Annotated in this window: 15 protein-coding genes; 8 read left to right on the top strand and 7 right to left on the bottom strand. The window is 74.3% G+C overall.

From position 1 onward, the window contains the following. The 3 genes from K377_RS35445 to K377_RS35435 form a co-directional block, all read right to left on the bottom strand. A partial coding sequence (locus K377_RS35445) for a transposase (RefSeq protein ID WP_146614816.1) occupies positions 1–276 on the bottom strand: 276 nt, incomplete at its 3' end. Positions 277–317: 41 nt separating this feature from the next. Then, entirely contained in the window at positions 318–1,106 is a 789-nt protein-coding gene (locus K377_RS35440) for a DUF4239 domain-containing protein (protein WP_111667728.1), read from the bottom strand. 119 nt (positions 1,107–1,225) lie between these two features. Beyond that, on the bottom strand, positions 1,226–1,936 hold the full coding sequence (locus tag K377_RS35435; RefSeq protein ID WP_111667727.1) for a FadR/GntR family transcriptional regulator: 711 nt from the start codon (positions 1,934–1,936) through the stop codon (positions 1,226–1,228). Positions 1,937–2,086: 150 nt separating this feature from the next. On the opposite strand from K377_RS35435, the gene K377_RS35430 reads away from it, so the two are divergent. Together K377_RS35430 and K377_RS35425 are read left to right on the top strand one after the other, a co-directional pair. Next, positions 2,087–3,547 carry an acyl-CoA synthetase gene (locus tag K377_RS35430; protein WP_161195113.1) on the top strand — a complete coding sequence of 487 codons (1,461 nt, stop codon included), beginning with the start codon at positions 2,087–2,089 and terminating at the stop codon, positions 3,545–3,547. Beyond that, positions 3,540–4,904 (top strand): carboxyl transferase domain-containing protein, encoded by a 1,365-nt coding sequence (locus K377_RS35425; protein ID WP_111667725.1) that lies wholly within the window; start codon positions 3,540–3,542, stop codon positions 4,902–4,904. The genes K377_RS35430 and K377_RS35425 overlap by 8 nt, the downstream gene beginning before the upstream one ends. A 360-nt stretch (positions 4,905–5,264) precedes the next feature. On the opposite strand, the gene K377_RS35420 is transcribed toward K377_RS35425, so the two are convergent. Then, entirely contained in the window at positions 5,265–8,927 is a 3,663-nt protein-coding gene (locus tag K377_RS35420) for a S8 family serine peptidase (RefSeq protein ID WP_111667724.1), read from the bottom strand. 371 nt (positions 8,928–9,298) lie between these two features. Between K377_RS35420 and K377_RS35415 the strand changes: the two genes are divergently transcribed. From K377_RS35415 to K377_RS35405, 3 genes are all read left to right on the top strand, one after another. Continuing rightward, positions 9,299–10,336, top strand: a complete 1,038-nt coding sequence (locus tag K377_RS35415) for a rod shape-determining protein (RefSeq protein WP_111667723.1) — start codon at positions 9,299–9,301, stop codon at positions 10,334–10,336. A 121-nt stretch (positions 10,337–10,457) separates the two neighbouring features. Continuing rightward, complete coding sequence (locus K377_RS35410; RefSeq protein WP_111667741.1) at positions 10,458–11,795, top strand: GAF domain-containing protein; 1,338 nt, start codon at positions 10,458–10,460, stop codon at positions 11,793–11,795. A gap of 301 nt (positions 11,796–12,096) precedes the next feature. Next, the gene (locus tag K377_RS35405) at positions 12,097–13,098 is read left to right on the top strand and encodes an NAD(P)-dependent oxidoreductase (protein ID WP_111667722.1); all 1,002 of its coding nucleotides are present in this window, start codon (positions 12,097–12,099) and stop codon (positions 13,096–13,098) included. Here the strand turns inward: K377_RS35405 and K377_RS35400 are convergent. After that, positions 13,090–14,202, bottom strand: coding sequence for a sensor histidine kinase KdpD (locus K377_RS35400; RefSeq protein ID WP_111667721.1), 1,113 nt, complete (start codon positions 14,200–14,202; stop codon positions 13,090–13,092). The two genes, K377_RS35405 and K377_RS35400, sit on opposite strands and share 9 nt — an antisense overlap. A gap of 2 nt (positions 14,203–14,204) precedes the next feature. Next, positions 14,205–14,957: a response regulator transcription factor gene (locus tag K377_RS35395; protein WP_111667720.1), complete on the bottom strand. Its 753-nt coding sequence runs from the start codon at positions 14,955–14,957 to the stop codon at positions 14,205–14,207. A 115-nt stretch (positions 14,958–15,072) separates the two neighbouring features. Between K377_RS35395 and K377_RS35390 the strand changes: the two genes are divergently transcribed. From K377_RS35390 to K377_RS35380, 3 genes are read left to right on the top strand one after another with little or no spacing between them, the layout of a single operon-like run. Then, positions 15,073–15,774, top strand: coding sequence for a glycosyltransferase family 2 protein (locus K377_RS35390; protein ID WP_181512729.1), 702 nt, complete (start codon positions 15,073–15,075; stop codon positions 15,772–15,774). Between the two features lie 44 nt (positions 15,775–15,818). After that, entirely contained in the window at positions 15,819–16,448 is a 630-nt protein-coding gene (locus K377_RS35385) for a DUF2064 domain-containing protein (protein ID WP_111667719.1), read from the top strand. Beyond that, a complete protein-coding gene (locus K377_RS35380; protein WP_111667739.1) occupies positions 16,445–17,212 on the top strand; it encodes a class I SAM-dependent methyltransferase in 768 nt (255 codons plus the stop codon). Before K377_RS35385 ends, K377_RS35380 begins: the two co-directional genes overlap by 4 nt. A gap of 307 nt (positions 17,213–17,519) precedes the next feature. Here K377_RS35380 and K377_RS35370 read toward each other — a convergent pair whose 3' ends face one another. Beyond that, positions 17,520–18,782: a molybdopterin-dependent oxidoreductase gene (locus K377_RS35370; protein WP_161195111.1), complete on the bottom strand. Its 1,263-nt coding sequence runs from the start codon at positions 18,780–18,782 to the stop codon at positions 17,520–17,522. Positions 18,783–18,829: the final 47 nt, after the last annotated feature.

The following is an 18,829-nucleotide window of genomic DNA, read 5'->3' as shown; positions in this document are numbered from 1 at the left end:
GTCCAGGACCAAGCGATGAAGCTTGGCCCACACGCGAGCCTCGGTCCACACAGTGAACCGGCGAAAGGCGGTCACACCCGACAGGCCGAAGCCGGGAGGCAGTTGGTTCCAGGTGCACCCCGAGGTGGCCACGAAGATGATCGCGGCCAGCACCTCGCGGTCTCCTCGGCGACGATGCCCTCCGCCTTGCGGGCGCTCCGAGGCCGGCGGGACCACCCGTTGGAACAACTCCCACAGATCATCCGGCGCCAACCGTTCGACAAGCGCAGCAGCCATCACCCCAGCCTGCCGCAAGATCACGCCAACTGAAATGGCGTCTAAGGCCAGAACTGCGCGAGCACACCCTCCTTGAACGGTTGCGGCGAGACCGCCATGTCCCCGGCGAAGGGATGGTCGAGGGTCAGGCAGAGCAGCAGGCTCACCCCGATCAGCGCGGCGACCGAGGCCACGAACATCAGCTGGGCGCGGATGCTCTCCATGCCGTAGAGGAAGGTCAGCGGCAGCATGACGAGGGCGCCGCCGTAGACGAGGACGTCGAGGAGCATCGGCAGGGACTGCTCGGAGTCGGCGAGCCGGGTCCTGCGGGCCTCGGCGACCTCACCGAGGGTGCTGACGGCCTGCTCGTAGTACGCCTGCTCCGCGCTGGTCTCGGGCTCGTACTCCTGGAACACCGTGTAGAGCCGCACGACTTCAGGGTTGGTGAGCCCGGGATCCGGTCGCCCCTGCCGCATCAGCGGCCACTGCCGGTCGACGACGCTGTGCACGTACGCGCCCATCGCGTCGGACACCTTCCGCTGCTGCTCCGGCGGGAACGCGGAGGCGTCGCGCAGCACTTCGGCGGTCTGGCTGGCCTCGGCGGCGACATTGGTCCCGGCCTCGTTGAGCCCCTCCCACTCGGCGACGACGACGAAGGCGAGGATGATCCCGTAGATCGCGGCGTACATGCCGAGCACGACACCGATCATGTCGTTGTAGGCCCCGGCGGACAGTCGCGGAAACCTCCGCCGGACGACCAGACACCCCGCGAGCGCCAGCACGACGGCCCCGCCCCCGAGCAGTACGGCGAGCGCAAACGTACTGAAGTGATTGAGCAACCAGATTCCCACGGAGCACTAACCCGTGGATCGCAGGGGAGTTACGCGCCGCGTAGGAGCGCGGGGAACTGCGCGAGCAACCACGACGCACCGCAAGCAGCCGGCGCGCCGCAGCCTCGACGGCGAGCCGGCTAGGGCTCCCAGTCCAGCAACCGCACCTTGGCGACGGCCCGCACATGCCTCCGCATCGCCGCGGCAGCGGAACGCCCGTTCCCGGCCTCGATGGCATCCAGAATCGCCCGGTGCTGCGCCAGCGACCGCCCGGGCCGCCGGGGCTGCCGCAACGACTCGTTGCGCGACTCGGCGATCGGCCCGTCGATCTCGGCCATGAACGCGGCGAGCAGCGCACTGTGCGCGGCCGCGGTCACGGCACCGTGGAAGAGCCGGTCCCCCTCGACCCCGAGCCCGCCGGCCCCGATGTCCTCGGCCATCAGATCGAGCGCGGAGCGCAACGCGGCGAGGTCGGTCTCGGTGCGCCGCTCGGCGGCCAGCTCGGCGAGTTTCGTCTCCAGCGCCTCGCGCGCCTCGAGGACGTCCGGCAGCCGCTTCTTGCGCTCGACGAGCCGCTCGACGGGCTCGGCGACATCGAGCCCGTCCCGTACGAGATACGTGCCGCCACCGTGCCGCACCTCGACGAGCCCCTGCACTTCGAGGACGACGATGGCCTGCTTCACCGAGGCCCGGCTCACCCCGAGCCGCGCCGCGAGGTCCCGCTCGGTGGGCAGCCGGTCGCCCGCGCGCAGGCCGCCCTCGGCGACGTACGCGCGCAGTCGGCCGAGCACCTGCTCGTACAGGCGCGGGCGCGCCCCCATCGGCCGCAGTGCGTCCGTCGCGTCGGTCATCCGGTCCTTCTCCGCCCTTCCCTGGCGTGCGCTTGCGCCGCAGCGTACGTCCTTGACGCGGGCGCCTGCCACACGGCAAGGTCGGATTGGCTGAGCCAATCAGCCAATTGTTCCGCCATCGAGGTACCGACCGAGGAGCGTCCCGTGCCCCTGCCACGCCTGCTGCCCGCGCTGCTCGACACCCCCGACCGTCCCGCCCTGCGCTTCGGCGACCGCGCCCTGACGCACGGCGAGCTGGCGGCGGTGGCGGCGCCGCTCGCGTCCCGGATCAGCGGCTCGTCGCGGGTCGCCGTGTGGGCGACGCCGACGCTGGAGACCGCGGTCGGCGTGGTCGCGGCGCTGCTCGCCGGGGTGGCCGCCGTGCCGCTGAACCCGAAGTCGGGCGACAGCGAGCTGGGGCACATCCTGAAGGACAGCGCCCCGGAGGCGGTCCTGGCGGCCGCGGACGCCGAGCTGCCGCCCGCGCTGGCCGGCCTGCCGCGGATCGACGTGGACGCGGACGCCGTGGTCCCGGCCGTCGTGCCCGCCCTGCCGCCGGAGCCGGCCGACCCCGAGACCCCGGCGTTCGTCGTCTACACCTCGGGCACGACGGGCCCGCCCAAGGGCGCCGTGCTGCCGCGCCGCGCGGTCGGCTCCACGCTCGACGCGCTCCAGGACGCCTGGCGGTGGACGGAGGCGGACACCCTGGTCCACGGCCTGCCGCTGTTCCACGTGCACGGTCTGATCCTCGGCGTCATCGGCCCGCTGCGGCGCGGCGGCGCGGTGCGCCACCTGGGCCGGTTCAGCACGGAGGGCGTGACCCGCGAGCTGTCCTCGGGCGCGACGATGCTGTTCGGCGTCCCGACGATGTACCACCGCATCGCGGAGACCCTGCCCACCGACCCGGCGCTCGCGAAGGCGCTGTCCTCGGCGCGGCTGCTGGTGTCCGGCTCGGCGGCGCTGCCGGTCCACGACCACGAGCGGATCACGTCGGCCACCGGGCAGCGGGTGATCGAGCGGTACGGGATGACGGAGACGCTGATGAACACCAGCGTGCGGGCGGACGGCGAGCCGCGCCCCGGCACGGTCGGCGTGCCGCTGCCGGGCGTGGAGCTGCGCCTCACCGGGGACGACGGGGTGACGGAGGTGCCGTCCGACGACCCGGAGGGCGTGGGCGAGATCCAGGTCCGCGGCCCGAACCTGTTCCTGCACTACCTCAACCGCCCCGACGCCACGGAGGCGGCGTTCGCGCCGGGCGGCTGGTTCCGTACGGGGGACATGGCGGTCCGCGACCCCGACGGCTATGTCCGCATCATCGGCCGCAAGGCCACCGACCTGATCAAGAGCGGCGGCTACAAGATCGGCGCGGGCGAGATCGAGAACGCGCTCCTGGAGCACCCGGGCGTGCGCGAGGCGGCGGTCACCGGCGCCCCCGACGACGACCTCGGCGAGCGGGTCGTGGCGTGGATCGTTCCGGCGGACGCGGCGCACCCGCCGACGGAGGCGGAGCTGGCGGACCACGTGGCCGCCCGGCTGTCCCCGCACAAGCGCCCCCGCACGGTCCACTACCTGGAGGCCCTGCCGCGCAACGACATGGGCAAGATCCTCAAGCGGGCCCTCGGCGATGCGTGACACGACCCGGGACCGTGGCGCGGACAGCGGCCATGACACGACCCGGGGCGTGACCGACCCGGGCTCCTTCCGCGAACTCCCCCATCCCCCGCCGCCCGCCGAGCCGAACCCGCTGGGCTGGCCGGACTACGACCGGGTGCTGTCCCGGGCGGCCGAGCGCGGCGGGACGGAGTCCGTCACCGCCGCGACGGCCACGATCCACGGCACCCACGTCGTCCTCCTCGCCTTCGACTTCACCTACCTCGGCGGCTCGCTCGGCCGCCGGGCGGGCGACCGCATCGAGGCCGCGCACGCCCATGCCCGCGAGCACCGCCTGCCGGTGGTGGCGCTGGTCGCCACGGGCGGCAGCCGGATGCAGGAGGGCATGATCGCGCTGACCCAACTCCAGCGCGTGGCGGGCCAGATGGCGCTGACCCGGGCCGCCGGGCTGCCGCAGCTCACGGTGGCCTGCGACCCGACGACGGGCGGCGGCTGGGCGACCCTGGGCGCGGGCGCCGACGTCACTCTCGCCTGCCCCGGCGCCCAGATCGGCTTCGCGGGCTCCCGGGTCCGCCCGGCGGACGCCGACCCGGCCGCGTACACGGCTGAGAGCCAGCTCGACGCCGGGTCCGTCGACGCGATCGTGCCGCCCGGCGAACTGCGGGCCGCCCTCGGCCGCTGGCTGCGCCTGCTGACGCGGCCCGCGCGGGGCGCCGCCCCGGTCCCGGTCGCGCGGGGCGCGGCCGGTCCGCCGCCTTCCGGCTGGTCGGCGGTGCTGCGCGCCCGCGACCCCGGCCGTCCGCGCGCCCGCGCCTACCTGGACGCCTACTTCACCCACCGCGAGGAGCTGAGCGGCGACCGCGCGGGCGGCCGGGACCCGGGGATGCTCTGCGGTTTCGGCGCGTGCGGGGAGGGCGAGGAGGCGGTGACCGTCGCGTACGCGGCCCAGTGCGGCACGGCGACGACCCCGGCGGGCTACCGCACCGCGGCCCGCCTGATCCGGCTCGCGGGCCGGCTCGGCATCCCGGTGCTGACCCTGGTCGACACCCCGGGCGCGGCGAACGACGCGGCGGCGGAGCGCGCCGGCGCGGGTCCCGCGATCGCCGAGGTGTTCCTCGCGGTCGCCGAGTCCCCGGTGCCGGTCACGACGCTCGCGATCGGTGAGGGCGGCTCCGGCGGGGCGCTCGCGCTCGCGGCACCCGGGAACACCTGGGTCGCGCCGGACGCGTACTTCTCCGTCATCGCGCCCGAACTGGCGGCGGCGATCCTCAAAAGACCGTCCGACCAGGTGGAACACACCGCGGACCAACTCCGGCTCAGACCCCAGGACTTGGTGGACCTGGGCGTGGTGCGCGGGATCGCGGAGCCACCGGCGTAAACGAACAAGGGCGCAGTTGTTCCCTCGAACAGGTGGTCGTCGCTCCAGAGTTTGCATAGGGCACGCAGCCTCAACGATGCTTACAGGGCGCAAGCAACGGGCTGCAGACCGTAGCGAACGCATCGCGATGCAGTGCACGTCCCACACACATGCAGTACGCAATACCGAGGAGACGCACCACCATGAACCTGCTCACCGACATCCTCGCCGGCATCGTCCACTTCGTCGGCTGGCTCGTGTAACACCTGGCGCGACGCCACGGTGTGACACACCGTCGGATGCACGCACACGGCGCCGTCTCCCCCGGTCCCACGGGGAGGCGGCGCCGTCGCGTTGCCCCGAACTCAGCCAGCCCGCGGACTACTTCACGGCCACCGCCCGGACGATCTCCTGCCGGACGCTGCCGCCCCTGTCGTCATGGGCCGTTGCCCGCAGCGAGACGTGTTCCGCACCGCGCGGCACCCTCAACTCGCCGCTCCAGGAAGCCTTTCCGCCCTTCAAGGACACGCTCTTCCAGGTGGCGCCGTCGTCGTACGAGACCTCAAGGGTGCCGCCGCCGATGGTGCCGGTGTCCACGGCACCCGCCGTGTACTCGGCGAAGAGCCCGACCGGGATCCGCTTCCCGGCCGCGACCGCGCCCTTGAGGTCGGTGTCCAGGTCGAAGCCGAGGTTGATCAGCGCGAGCCGCGTCGAGGTGTCCGCCGGTGTCTCGGCCGACTTCACCGTCCACGCGGAGTGCCCCTCGGTGGCCACGCCCCACAGGGCCGCGTCCAGCGCGGTGTCGGTCGTGACCTTGTACGTGTGCTCGGCCGGATCGGCGTCCCAGACGTACACCCCGGAACTCACCTTCCGGTCCGCCTCCTTGCCGTCGACGTACACGGCCGTCTCCTGCGTCATCCCGGAGTCGCTGCTGTACGCGTCACCGAAGCCGGTGTGGTCGGGGCCCGAGTCGCCCCAACCGGGCGTATTGAACTGGAGGTTGTTGCCGGAGCGGTCCTGCCCCCAGCCGAGTCCTGTGCCCAGCCACGGGTGCCAGACCGGCTTGAACCAGTCGAGCTTCGCGTGCGAGCCGCCCTTGTACGTGATCACGCCGCTGCGCTCCTCCCAGGAGAGCGCGGGGCCCGCCTGCACGGACTCGTGCCAGGTCTGGCGCGCGCCCGTGGAGACGTAGTCGGTGCGCTCGGCGGGGAAGGCGACCTTCTCCAGGAAGCCGAGGCCGACGGGGAAGGCGTCACTGAGCGCGTAACGGAACTCGCCGCCGTCCTGCGCCTTCGCCGCGTGGAACCGGACGTCACGGACGGCGAGTTCACGGCTGCCGGGACGGTAGGTCAGCGAGCCGCCGGGGACCGCTCCGGTGTGCTCGTCGGTGAGGTCGTACACCCACGGCGTGTACCGGGTGCCGGTCATATCCAGCGTGCGGCCCGCCTTCGCGGCGGCGGCGAGGACGGCGGCGTCGCGCGCGTCGACGGTCGCGATCGTCAGCGGGCGGTCGGTGTAGTCGTCGGTGCCGAACCAGGTGTTCAGGCGGCCGGCCGTCTCGTCGGTGACGAACAGCGCCTTCGCGCCCGCGTCCTGGGCGGCCTGGGCGAGCGCGCCCGGCGCCGTCGCACCGTCGGCACGGACCAGGACGGCCTTGCCGCGCGCCTTCTTGCCCGCGTAGTCGGCCGGGGTGCCCGCTCCCGCGTCGACGACGGCGAGCCTGCTCCGGCCCTCCGCGAGAGTGCCGCCGGCCTGTACGACCGCGTCGCGCACCCCGTCGACCTGGAGCATCGGCTTCCCGAGCCGCCAGACGGTGCGGTACGCGTAGGAGCCCTCGGTGACCTTGCGGGTGGGGGCAGCGAAGACACTGTCGTAGGCGATGGGGACCTGCACGGCGTTGGTGATCTCGGCGCCGCCCGCCTTGCGGTCGGCCTCCATGATCAGCTGCCGGGTCTCGGCGGTGCGCCCGACGTCGGCGGCGACCTCCTTCAGTTTGCGCCCGTCGAGGGTGATCTCGCGGTCCCGGTCGAGGGTGACCTCGGGGTCGGCGAGATAGCCGAGGCCGAGGGAGTCCTTGCCGTGGCTGCCGCGCACGTCGAGGAAGGTGTCGACGTAGTACGTGCCCGGCTTCAGCCGCAGCTCGACGGTGCCGTCGTCGCCGGTGGAGTAGCCGACCGGGTCCGTGTTCGCGACGAGCTGCTGCACGGCGAGGTAGGCGTCGGCGGGGGCGCCGTCGCGGTCCTTCACATGGACGGTGAGCGTGTACCGCTCCTCCTCCTTGACCAGGCCGAACGCGGTGTGCGCGACGACCTTGCCGCCCGAACTGGCGACGATCCGACCGCTGTTGGTGCCGATGGCGGCCTTCGCGCCGTCGCCAGTGACGGTCGTGGCGGCGGTGCCGTGCGCGGGCACGGTGAGCGTGGAGTCGGCGAGTGTGGCGACACCGTCCGCGGCCCCCTGCACCGCGAGGCTCAACTCCACAGCCTTGTCGGAGGAGTTGCTGTACGTGACCGTACGGGTGACCGGGGCGTTGCTGTCGTAGGGCCACTTGTAGTAGCCGAGGTCGGCGCTGCCGGTCGCGGTGACTTCGGCGCCGACGGCGTCCGGCACGCTCACCCGGCCCGACCCCAAGGCGTAGGCGGAGGCGTCGAGTTGCCTGCTGCTCGACATCAGCGCGTCCTTGAGCCGGCCACCGGTCCAGTCCGGGTGTTCCTGGGCCAGGAGGGCGGCGACACCGGCGACGTGCGGGGTCGCCATCGACGTACCGCTCATGGTGGTGTAGCTGCCGGAGCCCTCCACCAGGGAGGAGCGGGCGGCGAGGATGTCCACGCCGGGCGCGGAGACATCGGGCTTGAGGGCGTTGTCGCCGAGGCGCGGGCCCTGGCTGCTGAAGTAGGCGGCCTGGTCGGCGGAGTCGACGGCGCCGACGGTGAGCGCGGAGTCGGCGGCGCCGGGCGAGCCGATGGTGCCGGGGGCGCCGTAGTTGCCCGCGGCGATGACGAAGAGGGCGCCCGTCTCCTTGGAGAGGGCGTTCACGGCGGCGGACATCGGGTCGGTGCCGTCGGAGCCCGTGTCGGAGCCGAGGCTCATGGAGACGATCTTCGCCTTGACGTCCTTGGCGGCCCACTCCATCCCGGCGATGATCTGCGACTCGGAGCCGGAGCCCTCGTCGCTGAGGACCTTGCCGACGGCGAGGGTCGCGTCGGGGGCGACCCCCTTCTCCGTGCCGTCGGACGCGGCGCCGGACCCGCCGACCGTCGAGGTCGTGTGGGTGCCGTGGCCGTTGCGGTCGGCGACCTCCTCGCCCTCGATGAACGACTTCGACTCGGTGACGCGGGAGGCGAGGTCGGGGTGGGAGGCGTCGTAGCCGGTGTCGAGGACGGCGACCTTGACGCCCTTGCCGGTGAGGCCCGCCTCCCACGCCTTCGGGGTGCCGATCTGCTCGTTGGACTCGGCCATGTCGGCCTTCACCCGGGCGTCGAGCCACACCGCGCCGAGGCCGCCGGTGTAGCCGTCCTTCGTGGTGAGGTCGTTCCAGAAGGTGCGCCCCTTGGCCGCGTCGACGGCGGCGCCGCCGATGCTGGGCAGGGTCCGCGTGCGCTCGGCGCCGCGGGGCACGGCGGCCGCGCTCCGGGCGCTCTTGCCGTCGTAGGTCACGATGAGGGGCGTCGCGTCGGCGCGGCCGTCCGCGAGCCCCTGCCGTATCAGCTCGCTGACGTCGAAGAGCCGGGCGTCGAGGCTGCCGTCGGCGAGGTACCGCCGGGCCTCGTCGGGCACGACGGTGACATCGCCGTCCGACACCTGGGTGCGCACGGCACCGGTGGCGCCCTTCGCCCGGTCGACGGTGACGGCCTTCTTCCCGCCGCCGAGGTCGGTGACGGTCACCTTGTCGCCGGTCACCAGGGTGACGGTGTGCGCGGCGGAGACGGCCTTCGTGGGGGTCGTCGCGGGGCTCGCGTGCGCGCCGCCGGCGGGCAGCAGCGCGAACGCGAGCCCCGCGGACAGCAGGGCCGCGCCACGTCTCGCGGCAGGTCCTCTGGACATCGTTGCCTCTCTTCCGGGCCTCGGGGTCAGTGGGTGTCGCCCAAGTGCTGGGAAGAGTCTCAGGAGCCCTGTGTTGCAGGGAAGTTGCCGAGCGATGGCGGGTGCTGCACTGGCGCGTTCCCGCCACCGGGAGCCGCCGGAAGCCACCGGGAACCATCGGGCGGCCACCGGCCGGACCCGCCGCCGCGCCGAGGGTCCTCACTCAGGTGGCGGAGCGTCAGATGGGCCAGCGGGCCCGGCCTGTTCGGGGTCCGCCCCCGTCCGGCCCATTCCGACGAGCGGAATCCCGGACTCCGCAGCACGATGCCAAAAGGGCCGCGGACTCGCGACCCGACGTCCCTGCTGGGGCCGCGATCTCGGGAGGATCTGCCATGACCGTCAGTCTGGAGCAGTTGCGCCGCTGCCACTTCGCCGTCGATCTGGGTGCCGCGCGCACCCGCGTGTACGTGAAGGGCGCGGGCATCGTCGTCGACGAGCCGAGCTGCGCCGCCGTCAACACCCGCACCGGCGCCCTGATCGCCGTCGGCGAGTTCGCGGAGCGGATGACCGGGCGCACCCCGGGCTACATCCGGGTCGTCCGGCCGGTCTCCGGCGGCACCGTCGTCGACATCGAGATGGCCCAGCGGATGCTGCGCCAGCTGCTCGGCGAGAAGCTGCGGCGCACGCTGCGCCGCAAGCCCCGGCTGCGCGCGGCGGCCTGCACCCCGCACGACGCGGACCCGCTGGCGCAGCGCGCCGCGGTCGAGACCCTGGTCGGGCTCGGCGCCCGCCGCGTCGAGCTCGTGGACACGCTGATCGCCGCGGCGGTCGGCTGCGGTCTGCCGGTGGAGCAGCCCGAGGCGACGATGATCATCGTCTGCGGCGCGGCCACGACCCAGATCGCCGTGCTCTCGCTGGGCGCGATCGTGACCGCGGACCGGATCCCGGTCGGCGGCGACGCCATCGACCACGCGGTGGTCCAGCACCTGCGCCAGCAGCACGAACTGATGCTGCCGTCGCAGTCGGTACGCCCGTTGCAGCTGGCCCTGAGCGGCAACGGCCTGACCCCGTACGGCCCCGAGCAGACCGAGATCCACGGCCGGGACGTGGCGACCGGCCTCGCGCGCTCGGTGCACGTCGACACCTCCGCGGTGCGGCAGGCGATCCACACCCCGCTGACCGCGGTCCTCGACGGCATCGGCAAGGTGCTGCGGGACTGCCCGCCCGACCTCGTCGCCGACCTCGCGGACCGCGGCATCATGCTGGTCGGCGGCTCGGCCCTGCTGCCCGGCCTCGACCACATGCTGCGCGAGGCGACGGGCATGCCGGTGCACATCGCCGAGCGGCCCGACGTGTGCGCGGTGCAGGGCCTGGGCGCGATGATGGAGGGCAAGGTCGAGCCGATGGTCCTCGACCCGCTGGCGGGCTGACATCACCACGACGGAATCCGAGGGGGACGTGCGCACCGTGCCACCAGGACCACCGGACGCCGGTCTGCCCGTCCTCCTGGAGGCGGTGCTGAGCGTGGGCAGCGAGCTGGAGCTGCGCACCATGCTCCAGCACCTGGTGGACAGCGCGGCCACACTGACCGGTGCGCCCCACGGAGTGCTCGACGTCATCGATCCGGGGCACGGCAGCCTCCTCCAGTCGGTCGGCACCGGACAGGCGGGGCCGGATCCGCAGGGCTCGCTGACGGTCCCCATCCGCGTACAGGAGACGGAGTTCGGCCGGCTGCGGCTGACGGGTAAGACCTTCACCGTCGACGACCACGCGCTGCTGCGGGTCCTCGCGACGCAGGCCGGCATCGCCATCGGCAACGCCCGGCTGCACGAGACCGCCCGGCAGCGCGAGCGGTGGATCGAGGGCGCCGCGGCGGTCACCACGGCGCTGCTCACCGGCCGCGCCGAGGACGCCCTGACCACGGTCGCCGAGCGGGCCCGGCTGCTGGCCGACGCCGCGGCCGGGGTGGTCCTCCAGCCCACCGAGGCGGGCGGCATGGCGATCGTGGCGGCCGCCAGCTCGGACGATCCGCACGCCCTGCTCGGCGCGACGATCCAGCCGGGCAGCGCGGTACTGGCCCAACTCCTCACCGGTGAGCCGGTGTTCATCGACGACTCGGCGACGGACCCGCGGATGACGACCGAGGTCAGGGCCCGCTTCGGGCCGAGCATGATGCTGCCGTTGCAGGCCGGGGGAAAGCTGATCGGCACCCTCGCGCTGCCCCGGTCGCGCGGTGCCCGCCCGTACACCTCGGTCGATCATCTGCTGGCCACTCAGTTCGCCTCGCAGGCGGCGCTCGCCCTGGTCCTTGCCGACGCGCAGGCGGGCCGCGAGCGGCTCGCCGTCTTCGAGGACCGCGACCGGATCGCCCGTGACCTGCACGATCTGGTCGTCCAGCGGCTGTTCGCGACGGGCATGATGCTGGAGTCCACCCAGCGCCGGGCGACGGTCGGCGACGTGCGCGAGACGCTGGCGCACGCCGTCGACGAGCTGGAGTCGACGATCCAGGAGGTCCGGACGACCATCTTCGCGCTGCAACAGCCGCCGGCCGCGGCCCCGACGACGTTCCGCGGGCGGGTGCTGCGCGAGACGGCGGGCGCCGCCGCGGTCCTGGGCTTCGCCCCGTCGGTGCGGTTCACCGGGCCGGTCGAGGGCGTCCTCGACGGCGCGGTCGAGGGCCATCTGCTGGCCGCCCTGCGGCGCGCCCTGGCCACCGCGTCCCGGCGGAGCGCGGTCTCCCGCATCGAGGTCACCGTGGACGCGGGGACCTCCCTGCCGGACGGCCGCCCCGGGGTGCGGCTGACCGTGGCGGACGACGGGGAGCAGCCACCGGGCTCCGGGGGCGGCACGGGGACGACCGTGACCTGGAAGTCGCCGCGGCGGCAGTGAGGACGCTCAGGGGGTGCGCGCTCCAGTACATCGGGGATGACCGGCGCCGACTCCGCTCATCCCCGTACGCACACCGCTGGATCACCGCTGGATCACCCGCTCCGGGGGAGAGCTCGTGTCCGGGGGAGCCGATTCGCGGTCTCGCGAGTCTACGGGGCGCACCCCCCGCGCGTCCCTCCCCAAAGCGCAGCGTTGTCCGCTAAACGCACCCTCCTGAAGTGGGGCGCGCGGTGTCTTACGGACCGGTGACACGACGGCCCGCGCGCTCGATCGCGCCGGTCCGCCCGCCTACCGTGGGCGCATGCGTGTACTGGTCACCGGCGGTGCCGGGTTCATCGGGTCCCATGTCGTCGAGGCGCTGGCGGAGCGCGGGCACGAACCCGTGGTCCTCGACGTGCGGCAGGATCCGGCGGCGGACGTCCGGGACGGCGAGGCCGTCGCCCGTGCCCTCGACGGCGTGGACGCGGTCTGCCATCAGGCGGCGATGGTCGGTCTCGGCACCGGGTTCGCGGACGCGGCCGACTACGTCTCCCGCAACGACCTGGGCACCGCCGTGCTGCTGACCGCGATGGCGGAGGCCGGGGTGCGGCGCCTCGTGCTCGCCGGGTCGATGGTCGTGTACGGGGAGGGACGGTACGAGTGCGCCCGGCACGGGGTGGTGCGGCCCGGCCCGCGGGCGGTCGCCGCGCTCGACGCGGGACTGTTCGAGCCGATGTGCCCCGACTGCGGCCTCGAACTGGCGCCGGGTCTGGTCGCCGAGGACGCCCCCGCCGACCCGCGCAACGTGTACGCGACGACGAAGCTCGCCCAGGAGCATCTGGCCGCGGCGTGGGCGCGCGCGGCGGACGGCACGGCGGTGTCGCTGCGCTACCACAACGTGTACGGGCCCCGGATGCCGCGCGACACCCCGTACGCCGGTGTCGCCTCCTTCTTCCGCTCGGCGCTGGCGCGCGGCGAGGCGCCGCGGGTGTTCGAGGACGGTCGGCAGCGGCGGGACTTCGTGCACGTACGGGATGTGGCGCGGGCCAACGTCGCGGCCCTGGAGGCGCTGGGGACCGCGGTCGCGCCGGGTGCGCTCACCGCGTACAACACCGGCAGCGGTGTCCCGCGCACGGTGGGCGAGCTGGCCCGCGCGCTGGCCGACGCGCACGGCGGTCCCGTGCCCGTGGTCACCGGCGAGTACCGGCTCGGCGACGTCCGGCACATCACGGCCGACTCGGCGCGGCTGCGGGCCGACCTCGGCTGGCGGCCGGAGGTCGACTTCGTCGCGGGGATGAAGGAGTTCGCCGCCGTCTCAGCCTGAGGCGGCGGGCAGGGTCACCTCGAAGCGGCAGCCGCCGGGGATGTTCCGCACGGCGGCGCGCCCCTGGTGGGCCTCGACGATCCCGCGCACGATGGCGAGCCCGAGACCCGCTCCGGCCGGGGGCGTACGGGCGTGGGTGCCGCGCCAGCCGGTGTCGAAGACGCGGGGCAGATCGGCCTCCGGGATGCCGCCGCAGCCGTCGGAGACGGACAGCACGACACCGTCGGGCGAGCGCTCGGCGCCGATCTCCACGGTGCCGTCGGCCGGGGTCCGGCGGATCGCGTTGACCAGGAGGTTGCCGAGGACCCGGCTCATCTCCTTGCCGTCCACGTCCACCGGCACCGGCGCGATGTCGTCGCCGACGAGGCGCACCCCGTGCTCCCGGGCGAGCGGGTCGGCCCCGGCGAGGGCGTCGCCCACCAGGTCGTACAGCGAGATCCGGGTGGGGGCGAGGGTGAGGGCTCCGGCGTGGATCCGGGAGAGTTCGAAGAGGTCGCCGACCATGTCGTTGAGGCGTTCGACCTCGGTGCGGATCTGGCGCAGATAGCGGTCGGGGTCGGCGGCGACGCCGTCCTCCAGCGCCTCGGACATGGCGCGCAGCCCGGCCAGCGGGGTGCGCAGGTCGTGCGAGATCCAGGCGACGAGCTCGCGCCGGGAGGTCTCCAGCATCCGCTCCCGCTCCCGGGAGTCGGCGAGCCGGGCGCTGGTGGCGGCCAGTTCCCGGCTGACCGCGGCCAGTTCGGCGGTGGCGGGCTCCGCGGGCGCGGTGAAGCCGCCGCCGTCGCCGAACGAGCGCGCGGCGAGGGCGAGTTCGTGGCTGCGGGCCACCACGCGCCGGCCGAGCAGCAGCGCGGTGGCCAGCGAGACGACCGCGGCCATGGCGACCACGGTCGTGACGACGCTGAGGTCGTGCGCGGACAGGAACATGGCCTGCGCCACCACCAGGGTTCCCGCGAGCATCGCCCCGACGGCGACGGCGGCGACCACGGTGACCGACGCGGTCAGCGACCGCCGTCGCAGCAGCCACAGCGCACCGGCGCCGAGGAGTCCGGCGACGGCGGCGCCGAGGAAGGCGAAGAGGGCGATGAGAAGGGTGTCGTGCACCGTTACCGGCCCTCCCCGGCGTCCGGGGCGACCGGATCCGCCGAGCCCGCCGGTTCGAACCGGTATCCGACGCCCCACACGGTCTGCACCAGCCGCGGGCGCGCCGGATCCGCCTCGATCTTGTTGCGCAGGCGGCGGACGTGGACGGTGACCGTCGACAGGTCGCCGAAGTCCCAGCCCCACACCTCGCGCATCAGGTCCTCGCGGCTGTACGCGCGTCCCGGGTGCCGCAGGAAGAAGGCGAGGAGGTCGAACTCGCGCAGGGTGAGGGCGAGTTCGCCGCCGTCCTTGGTGGCGCGGCGGGCCGCCGGGTCGACGGTGAGACCGGCCGCCGCCAGCGGACGGACCCGGGCACCGGCGGCGGGCCGGGACCTGCGCAGGACCGACTCCACGCGCAGCACCAGCTCGCGCGGGCTGAACGGCTTGGTCACGTAGTCGTCGGCGCCGACCTCCAGGCCGAGGATGCGGTCGTCCTCGTCGCCGCGCGCGGTGAGCATGACGACCGGGACCGGGCCGCTCTCGCGCAGCCTGCGGCACACCTCCAGGCCGTCCATGCCGGGCAGCATCAGATCGAGGACGACGAGATCCGGCCAGTGCGCGGCGGCCCCGGCGAGGGCGCCGCGGCCGTCCCCGGCCCGGTCCACCAGATACCCGGCGCGTTCCAGGTAGCCGGTCACGACCTCGGCGACCGTGGGGTCGTCGTCGACGACGAGCACCCGGCCCGGCGCGCGCTCCTGCGGCTGTTGCTGCTCCATGCCCCCAGCGTCGCACCGCCCCCGCGCCCGCGTCGCCGCCCGCCGGGCCCGGTGCCTCGGACGTCCGTGTTTCGTAAGGAGCTGAAGCCCGTTTTGCCCGATTGATGTTCGTAGGGTGGACGCCGTGCTGAACTCTCCTCCGCCGTCGTCCGCCGAGGCCGTCGACGTCGTGCTGCCCTGCCTGAACGAGGCCGGGGCGCTGCCCTGGGTGCTGTCCCGGATCCCGCCGGGCTGGCGTGCGCTCGTCGTGGACAACGGTTCGACCGACGGCTCCGCCGACCTGGCCCGCGAGCTCGGCGCCACCGTCGTCACCGAGACGCGGCGCGGCTTCGGCGCGGCCTGCCACGCGGGGCTGACCGCGGCCACGGCCCCGTACGTCTGCTTCTGCGACTGCGACGCCTCCCTCGACCCGGCGCTGCTCGTGCCGTTCGTCCGTGAGGTGCGCGCCGGGGAGGCCGACCTGGTGCTCGGCCGGCGCCGTCCGCAGGGCCGCGGCGCCTGGCCCGCGCACGCCCGCGCCGGCAATCTCGCGCTGTCCCGGATGCTGCGCCGCCGCACCGGCCTGCGCCTGCACGATCTCGGCCCGCTGCGCGCCGCCCGCCGCGAGGCGCTGCTCGGCCTCGGCCTGACCGACCGGCGCAGCGGCTATCCGCTCCAGATGGTGGTCCGCGCCGCCGACGCGGGCTGGCGCGTGACGGAGCACGACGTCCCCTACCGCCCCCGCACCGGCACCTCGAAGGTGACGGGCACCTGGCGCGGGACGTGGCAGGCGGTACGCGACATGAGCCACGTCCTGTCCGAGGCCCCGCGCCCGTGAGCACCCCCGCTCCCCCGCAGCTCTCCCCCGCCCGAGAGGCCCCCATGACCACCCTGCTCGTCATCGCCAAGGAACCGCGCCCCGGCCGGGTCAAGACCCGGCTCACCCCGCCCTTCACCCCTGAAGAGGCGGCCTCGCTCGCCGAAGCCTCGCTCGCCGACACCCTGCACACGGTGGCCGCGACGCCCGCCCGGCGCCGGGTGCTCGCGCTCGACGGCGCGCCCGGTCCCTGGCTGCCGCCCGGCTTCGACGTCGTGCCGCAGGGCACGGGCGGGCTCGACGAACGGCTCGCGGCCGCCTTCGCCGCCTGTTCCGGGCCGACGCTGCTGATCGGCATGGACACCCCGCAGGTGACACCGGAGCTGCTCGCCGTGGAGTTCGGCACGCCCGACGCCGCGAACGACGCCTGTTTCGGCCCGGCCGCCGACGGCGGGTTCTGGGCACTGGGTCTGAGCGACCCCGACCCCGCGCTGCTGCTCGGGGTGCCGATGTCGGCGCCCGACACGGGAGCCGTGCAGCGCGCCCGGCTCGTCGCCGCGGGCCTGCGCGTCAGGGACCTGCCGCCCCTGCGCGACGTGGACACGGCCGCCGACGCGCGGGCCGTCGCCGCCGAGGCCCCGCACTCCCGCTTCGCCGCGCGGCTCGACCGGTGTCGGGCGGCGACCGCCCGATGACCCTCGCGCACGGCCTCGACCCGGCACCGCACCGCTCCTGGTCCGCCGACCCGTACGCGGACGCCCTGCGCACCGGCCGCGGCCCCCTCTATCTGCGGCGCGGCGACGGCTGGCTGCTCCCCCTGGACGTGGAGCGCTGGTGCACCCGCGCCGACGCGGTGGACCGCGCGCTGCTCGACCGGTGCGAGGGGCCCGTCCTCGACGTCGGCTGCGGTCCGGGCCGGATGGTCGCGGAGCTCGCCGCCCGCGGGGTCCCCGCCCTCGGCATCGACATCAGCGCGGCCGCCGTCGCCCGCACCGCAGGGCTCGGCGGCCCGGCCCTGCTGCGTTCCGTCTTCGCGCCGCTGCCCGGCGAGGGCCGCTGGGGCACCGTCCTGCTGGCCGACGGAAACCTCGGCATCGGCGGCGACCCGGCGGCGCTGCTCGCCCGCGTCGCCCAACTCCTGACGCCCGGCGGCCTGCTGATCGCCGAGACGGCGCCGCTCGACGTCGACGAGCGGGTCAGCGTACGGATCGTCGGGCCGACGGCGGCGCAGAGCGCGCCGTTTCCGTGGGCCAGGGTCGGCACCCCGGCGCTGCTGCGGGCCGCCGCCCGCACCGCGCACTGGCGGCCCATCGCTCAGTGGTCGGCGGAGGGCCGCTGTTTCGCCGCCCTGCGCAGCCGGACCGGCAGCAGCAGCGCCGAACAGGCGAAGAGCGCGGCGGTGATCAGCAGCCAGCGCCCGAGGAACCCGTCCGCCGACAGCGTGGTGGCCGACGTGTAGTGCCGGGCGGCACTGCCGCTGATCATCGGGAACCACACGAGCAGCAGCAGCCCCGACAGCATCGCGGGAACCCGCACGTGCCCGGCCCAGGCCCGCCGGCCGCCCTCGCCCATGGCGCCGAGCGCCCCGAGGACGGCCCGGTCCACGGCTCCGTACAGCGGGAGCAGGACCAGGTCGTGCACGAGCGCCGCCCCGGCGAACCATACGCAGACCAGGAACCAGTCCCCGGCCAGCAGCCGCACCCCGGCGTAGGCGGCGAGCGCGAACGAGCACATCAGCAGGACGAGTTGGAACGGACTGCCCAGCTTCATCGGACCGCCTCCCGGAGATCGCCGAAGGTCAGCCGCGCGACCCATTTCGTGTTCAGCACACCGGGCGCGGCGGGCACGATGATCCGGGCCGGGTAGCCGTGATCGGGCGTCAGCGCGGCCCCGTTGACCTCCAGGGCGAGCAGCGAGCGCGGGTCGCGCACCTGGGCGGCGCTCAGGGCCGCCCGCCGGAACGCGCCGCGCCGCTGCAACGACTCCACCAGCACATCGGGCACCGCGCCCGCCCCGAACCCGGCCAGCTCCGCCAGATCCCGCAGCCGCACGCCCCGCCACGTCTGGTCGGACGTCGACCAGCCCTCCACGCAGGCGATGGGCAGCGCGGCCGTGTGCTGCGGCAGCCGCAGCAGCTCGGGTCTGCTGAACCGCACGGTCCCGCCGGGCCCGTCGAGCACCAGCCGCCACGCCTCGTCCGCCGTCTCGCGCGGATCGATCCCCCGGGACGCGGCGGTCTTGTTGATCTGGAACCCGGCGGGCCCGCTCCCCGGCTCCGCCCAGCCGTGCGGCGCGAGCAGCGCGGTCCGCCGCAGCGGCCCGTCGAACCCGCGCCCCGCCGTGGTGCCCAACAGCAGCACCGACGCGCCCCCGACCACGCCCAGCGCCCCGCGCCGCGACACGGTCGGCGCGGCGGGCCGGGTCGCGACCAGCTCACCGGTGTCACGGAGCGCCCCACGGCGCAGATTCCGCACGGCGGCCGGCGCCCGCAGCACGACGTGCAGGGCGAACGCGGCGAAGAACACCCAGGCCCCGTAGAAGTGCAGCGGATAGAAGGAGCCCGGGAAGACGTACTCCAACTGCACGTTGAGCACCCCGGTGACGAACTCGAACAGCACCCCGCCGACCAGCATGAGCAGCGAGATCCGCTCCAGCGCGTGGGCGAGGGAGCGCACGGGCGGCAGCGCGAACAGCTTGGGCACCACCGACCACAGCTTGGCCAGCAGTACGGGGATCAGGGTGATCCCGAGCGTCACGTGGACGCCCTGGGTGAGCCGGTACAGCCAGTACGGGCGGGTGGGCCAGCCGAAGAGGTAGAAGCCGAGCAGCCCCTTGTCGGGCGTCTTGTCGTTGACCGGCGAGAGGCCCGGGTTGTACGCGGCGTAGGACAGGAGCCCCGTCACGAACAGCACGGTGATCCCGGACAGCAGCACCAGACCGAGCACCGACGTGAACCACGGCCCGCGCACGGGGCTGCGCCAGAACGCCGGGGAGGTCGGGGAAACGGCAGTGCCGAACTTGCGTGACATGCGCCGACCGTAGGCCGCGGCACCCCGCGCGCGGGGCTCCCGACACA

Source organism: Streptomyces sp. PsTaAH-137, from assembly GCF_003259365.1.
Taxonomy (GTDB): domain Bacteria; phylum Actinomycetota; class Actinomycetes; order Streptomycetales; family Streptomycetaceae; genus Streptomyces.
The sequence above is the reverse complement of the archived record's forward strand: the minus strand, read 5'-3'. Positions and strand labels throughout refer to the sequence as shown.